5 protein-coding genes and 2 pseudogenes are annotated in these 5,628 nt (G+C 43.5%); 3 read left to right on the forward strand and 4 right to left on the reverse strand.

The features are described 5' to 3' along the window. The coding region (locus JGK39_RS17705; protein ID WP_293251779.1) for a GNAT family N-acetyltransferase at positions 1–235 on the forward strand (235 nt) is incomplete at its 5' end. A 260-nt stretch (positions 236–495) separates the two neighbouring features. Here the strand turns inward: JGK39_RS17705 and JGK39_RS17710 are convergent. From JGK39_RS17710 to JGK39_RS17720, 4 genes and pseudogenes are all read right to left on the reverse strand, one after another. After that, positions 496–651 carry a hypothetical protein gene (locus JGK39_RS17710; protein WP_293251781.1) on the reverse strand — a complete coding sequence of 52 codons (156 nt, stop codon included), beginning with the start codon at positions 649–651 and terminating at the stop codon, positions 496–498. Continuing rightward, complete coding sequence (locus JGK39_RS33625) at positions 651–995, reverse strand: hypothetical protein (RefSeq protein ID WP_366049318.1); 345 nt, start codon at positions 993–995, stop codon at positions 651–653. Before JGK39_RS33625 ends, JGK39_RS17710 begins: the two co-directional genes overlap by 1 nt. Continuing rightward, positions 996–1,301: pseudogene (locus JGK39_RS17715) on the reverse strand (IS1 family transposase); the annotation flags it as partial. A 157-nt stretch (positions 1,302–1,458) separates the two neighbouring features. Then, positions 1,459–1,866 (reverse strand): annotated as a pseudogene (locus tag JGK39_RS17720) (IS1 family transposase); the annotation flags it as partial. A 1,080-nt stretch (positions 1,867–2,946) separates the two neighbouring features. Between JGK39_RS17720 and JGK39_RS17725 the strand changes: the two are divergent. Both JGK39_RS17725 and JGK39_RS17730 read left to right on the forward strand, forming a co-directional pair. Further along, on the forward strand, positions 2,947–4,326 hold the full coding sequence (locus JGK39_RS17725) for an MBOAT family protein (protein ID WP_293251783.1): 1,380 nt from the start codon (positions 2,947–2,949) through the stop codon (positions 4,324–4,326). Positions 4,327–4,341: 15 nt separating this feature from the next. Then, a complete protein-coding gene (locus JGK39_RS17730) occupies positions 4,342–5,460 on the forward strand; it encodes a GDSL-type esterase/lipase family protein (RefSeq protein WP_293251785.1) in 1,119 nt (372 codons plus the stop codon). The last annotated feature ends 168 nt before the right edge of the window (positions 5,461–5,628 follow it).

Genomic DNA, 5,628 nt, shown 5'->3' on the forward strand with positions numbered 1-5,628 from the left:
CCGCAGCGGCACAAAAGACGGTTGGATCGAACTATTGGGTACGCGGCGCGACTTTCGGAAAATGGGATTAGGAAAAGCCATGCTGTTAGCTGGTTTGCAAACCTTAAAAGCAGCGGGTGCAAATACAGCCAAACTCAGCGTCGATGCAGACAGTTTGACAGGCGCGACAAAGCTTTACAAATCAGTCGGTTTCCGCCCGATGGAAACTTGGCTGTCGTGGGCTAAACCAGTTTAAATTCGTAATGCTGGCCAGAAACCGGGTTTTTGCGACAGACTTGGTGACAACTCGTAGATTCTGGAAAAAACCCGGTTTCTTGGATTGTGTGCGAGTAGTCAGAAACCGGGTTCCATGGGACAGACTTGGTGACAACTCGCAGATTCGGGAAAAAACCCGGTTTCTTGGATTGTGTGCGAGTGGCCAGAAACCGGGTTTTACCAACAATATTTGCCTAAAACCCATAATTTCCTCAACCCGCGCCGCCTTTTCTTGATTTCCTAAATCTGGCGGAAATTTACGGCTGTTATCAAATTCGGACTCACTCCAATCATAATACCTAACTCCTCTCCTGTCAACAGGTTTTTGATGATTGTTCCCAGAGTATTTTGAGTAATTGCTAACTGACTCAAACTCAAACCACCGCTTAATCCCATCAAATCTTGACCCGGGTAAAATCAGCGATTATATCAAATCCTTGAGCCGAATTTAGTACAAAGATATCCTTACCGCTACCGCCAATCAAACTATCATTCCCCAAATCTCCGAAAAGGACATCATCACCTTTTCCGCCTAGCAAAGTATCGTTATCTTCCCCTCCATAAAGGGTATCATTTCCTTCGCACCCTCCCAGGATATCTGCTGCTTCGTTACCGCTGATAAAATCATTACCTACACCGCCGCAGATAGTATCCGAACCTAACTTTCCAAACAGGTAGTCATCACCCTCACTACCAAGAATTATGTCATCGGTAGTGATAAATATGTAGTGATTAGATATTTATTGGTTCAAAACATAGTTGTAATGATGGATAAAATACCAAATAGCACCAATAGGGTTTTCTAACTTATTAGAAAACGAAAGAGTCTTTCTTACTAGACGAGAAACACCTTGGCGCAATGTATTATTAAATCTTTCAATGTGATTAGTTTTTCCACTGTCTTTACCCACTGGCTGATGACGTAGCGAAGGAAAAATAAAAGCATATGCCGCCCAAAAATCTGTATAGCAAACAGCACATTGTCTATATACCATCGGTAGAGAATTCCATAATTGTTCGGCTCCTTCTTCGCTACGATCGCCAATATAAACCAATACAGTTCACTTAAGAGCGATCCCCCCTAACCCCCCTTCGATGCGGGGGGGACAAGAATGCTCTCTTTCGTCCCCCGACAATCAGGGGGATGCGAGGGGGATCTCCGGGGGACAAATAGTGTTAAGTGAACCGTATTGCAATATAAACACCAATAATTTCTCTGGTCTCTCTATCCATTACTAACCACACCCATTGCTTGTTTTCTTTACAATCTACAAATGACCACAGTTCATCACATTCAACATTCAATCTGATTTTTTTTTAGGTTTAACCTTTACTGTGCGTTCAATTGAGGCATATTTATTATTTATGTAATCTTGTAACCATTTTTGAGAAACACCCGTGCTTCTAGCTATACCAGCCAAAGATATCTTCTCCAAAAGAAGTCGGCAAATTATCTTATACAAGAAAATAAATTACTTTCTTAGTCGGATTCTCGACAAATTGGCGACCACAAGTTTGACATTTGTATTTTGGTTTTTTATTATGAATAATACCATTTTTAACTGTGCGATCTGAACCACAAGTAGGGCAATTTGGTCGTACAAATAGCATATTACATGACTAAACTAATGTTGGCAGATATCAAAATATCGAGCAATATTCACCTATAATAGCACAAGTGTAAATAAATCTCCATTCGAGCGCGTAAAGAAATATTAAAGTCACAAAATTTGATTGTGTGAGTTATAAAATTATCCTATGTATTCAATTACTGTAATTAAAAATCACTACATATTTATTACTACCATAATGACATGAGGTTTGCTTGCTCCTGCCATTGCATAGATTTCTCCTTGCCTGTACTCGTGTTTGATGGGGCTGACTTTCTCGCCCTCTCAATAGACATCTCCAATAATTATTGTGGAACAGGCAGGATGCCTGTTCAAGACTTGCTTTTTTGGAGTGGTCTAATAGTTTTCGGGGGAAACGTAGGTGCAGCTTTTACTTGCTGTCATATAAATAGACATCTCCAATAATTATTGTGGAACAGGCAGGATGCCTGTTCGAGACTTGCTTTTTTGGAGAGGTCTAATGTGAGGTTGGTGAGGATTGTACAATTATAGCAGTAGCACGGGCGAGGGCCCGACGCCATCGCCCTTCGCGGAAATTGGGCTGAATTTATCTAAAAATTTTATAATTATTTGAAATAATCTTAGGTTTATAGTAAAAAAAATCCTATCTGTAAATAGTTCGCGGTTGCGATGGATTCTCTCACAAGCCTTACTAATAGTTTGTACTGAGGAGAGATTTTCAGCGGCACACCGCTCTATTTCGCTTTTGTCAGGCAGTACAACGCAATCAAGGGTGCAAAACTGAAACCACAATTTTAGATTAAAGAAAAACAGGTTGGAATTTTTTTCTATTTAAGGAGAGTAACATTCGAGCCATAAAAGCAATCTCATATATTATAAAAGCTGTAAGTTTACTTGAAAAATTGTTATACAACATCCTCATAAAGATAGATCCCAATTATCAATTCCTTGTAAAGTTTTATACTCTTTTCTCTCTTGCTCTACTGAGGGCTGGGCTTGGCAATTTGTTACACAAAAAAGTTTTCTTGACATTATTGACGGTTGCTATCTCTATAGATACGATTCACTTAGCGATCGCTCAACTTTACGAACTCAAAAAATGCTGTTTAACTCCACACTATTTTTGGTATTTTTGGCGGTTGTGGTGTACGTCTATTACTTGCTGACACCGCAATACAGACGTTGGTTCTTGTTATTGGCTAGCTACTGCTTTTATTGGGTGTGGAGCGTACCTTACTCACTCCTAATGGTTTTATATACCCTGCTAGCTTATATAACAGCTCGCATTATCGACTCATCAAATAAAAAGAGAGAGAGAACTACTGCTTTAATTAGTTTTGTGGTTGTAGTTATAAGCACTCTCTGCCTGTTCAAATACGCAAATTTCTTTTCGGCTTCGGCATACTCCCTGTTGGGATTTCATCCGTGGCCTCAACTAAATCTGCTATTGCCTTTGGGTATTTCTTTTTACACATTCCAGACGATCGGTTACATAGTCGATGTCTACAAGGGCGTTACACCAGCCCAAAAGTCATTTCTCGACCTAGCGCTGTACGTCATTTTCTTCCCTAATCTGGTTGCTGGCCCGATCGTCCGCGCCAAGGTTCTCATGCCCCAGTTGACGTGCGAGTCACCGGTAGACTGGGTTGGGATCCGCAGTGGCATTGCCCAAATCATCTGGGGGATGCTGAAAAAAGTTTATATAGCTGACCCGATGGCATCAATTACCAGTGAGGCTTTTAGTGCGCCCCAGAGCGTTTCCGGGTTGGGGTTGTTACTAGCTACCTTCGCTTTTGCAGTTCAAGTCTACTGCGACTTTTCTGGTTATTCAGATATGGCGATCGGTTCTGCCCGCCTGTTCGGAATTGAACTGCCGAAAAATTTTGACAGGCCCTATATGGCTTACAGCATTACTGATTTTTGGCGCCGCTGGCACATTTCACTGTCAAATTGGCTGCGCGACTATCTTTATATTCCCCTGGGTGGGAACCGGCAGGGTCAACTCCGTACCTATGCAAACTTAATGATCACCATGCTGCTGGGAGGCCTCTGGCACGGTGCTGGATGGAACTGGGTTGCTTGGGGAGGTTTGCAAGGGGCAATGCTGTCAATGGAAAGAGCGTTTGGACTCTCCTCTGCACCTAAGTCGAAAGTTAGTTATTTCCTGCGCTGGCTGTTGACCTTTTTTGTAATTTGTACTTCTTGGGTACTCTTTGAATCGTCTGATTTGAACAGTGCGGGTGTGGTATTTCAACGGATATTGACCTTTGCTGATGGCCGGATACCGATTGACTATCGCCCGCTATTCTACCTGGCCCTAGTTTTGCTAGTTCAATGGGGAGATGTGAAGCAACGGTGGATGAGCTGGGCTCAGATGCACCCAAATTTGCTCAAGGTGATTGTTTATACGATCGCAATTGCGCTGATATTTACCTTCGCCGGCGCCTCAAGTTCCAATTTCATTTACTTCCAGTTCTAATCGGATTGACAAGTTATGCTCCCAATATTTAATGACCAAGCACTTTCCCATGTAAAAACCGCATTTCGCCGCACGACCGTAGACTTGTCAAAGCTATTGTTAGCAGCTTTATTATTGGAAGGAATTCTGCAAGTTATTGCTCCTGAGTACAGGAATAACGTTTTCGATCGCGAATTTACAGGAGGTCGTCCCATCGCCATGAGCAGTGCGGGAAATCGCGGCCCGCTGCTGCCGGTGCAGAAACCCCCAGGCGAAGTGCGAATTCTCGGCATGGGAGATTCAACAACATTTGGGACTGGGATTGGTGCAGAAGATACTTGGCCTGCTCAATTAGCAACTGTTTTTCAGAAAAATGGTGCCAAAGCAACCTATATCAACAGCGCTATAGAAGGTTCTACCCTCAAAGAAATCAACTATGTTTATCGCAACCAGTGGTCGGCCTACAAACCAGATGTAGTAGTGCTGGCGGTAGACAACAACATGGTCTCAATGACGTGGTTTCGCCGCGAGGACAAAGGTGCACCGAAAAACCCCTATCTAGAGCCAGCCCCTCAATCCAAACTGGAAAATTTGAAAAACGGATTAAAACAAGTTACTCGCGTCTTAGCTTCTCCTTCCTGGCTGAGAATCAACTCCCAAAAATGCTTGTACTTGCTGGGTTTATCAAATAACAACCTCAAACCGGAAGCTCCTTTGGGCGCAACCCTAGCCTTGGGCCCGAAGCAGGCTGATGTGCCTCCCGATCTTGCTGACCGTGCTTGGAAGCAGTTTGAAGCAGATTTGAGCTTACTCCGAGACTCCGTTGCTGCGGACGGTCGATCGCTCGTTGTACTTTACTTACCTACTCGCTTTATGACTTTTGACGGGTTTTCTGACAACGAGCAGCGAGTGCCAAAAAATCGGCTGACTATCGACGCCGGGAAGCGACTGGGGGAAATTAGTCAGTCACTGGGTGTACCCTATCTCGACGGTACCGAACCAGTCCGTCGGGGTAGGGCACAAATTGCCGAAAAAGAAGGTCGTTCTGCTCCGATGTACATTAAGTTTGATAGTGTCCACCTTGACAAAGACGGCAATCAAGCTGTTGCTGAAGGGTTGTTCGAGCTCGTTAGCAAATCTGAAAAAGCTCGATAAAATCTGTCTGTAGTGTTGGTACCAGATGCGATCGATTACTATAACAAAATGGTTCGTAGTGCGGACTTCAGTCCGCAGGGTTTTGCGGACTCAAGTCCGCACTAGGAACTTTACAAAAATGGTTCGTAGTGCGGACTTGAGTCCGCAGGGTTTTGCGGACTCAAGTCC

The organism is Microcoleus sp. PH2017_12_PCY_D_A (assembly GCF_020738565.1).
Lineage (GTDB): Bacteria > Cyanobacteriota > Cyanobacteriia > Cyanobacteriales > Microcoleaceae > Microcoleus.

Bases quoted from the DNA above. Each gene is read 5' to 3' on its own strand.
- JGK39_RS17710 (WP_293251781.1), bottom strand. From the start codon at position 651: ATGGGATTAAGCGGTGGTTTGAGTTTGAGTCAGTTAGCAATTACTCAA.
- JGK39_RS17725 (WP_293251783.1), top strand. From the start codon at position 2,947: ATGCTGTTTAACTCCACACTATTTTTGGTATTTTTGGCGGTTGTGGTG.
- JGK39_RS17730 (WP_293251785.1), top strand. From the start codon at position 4,342: ATGCTCCCAATATTTAATGACCAAGCACTTTCCCATGTAAAAACCGCA.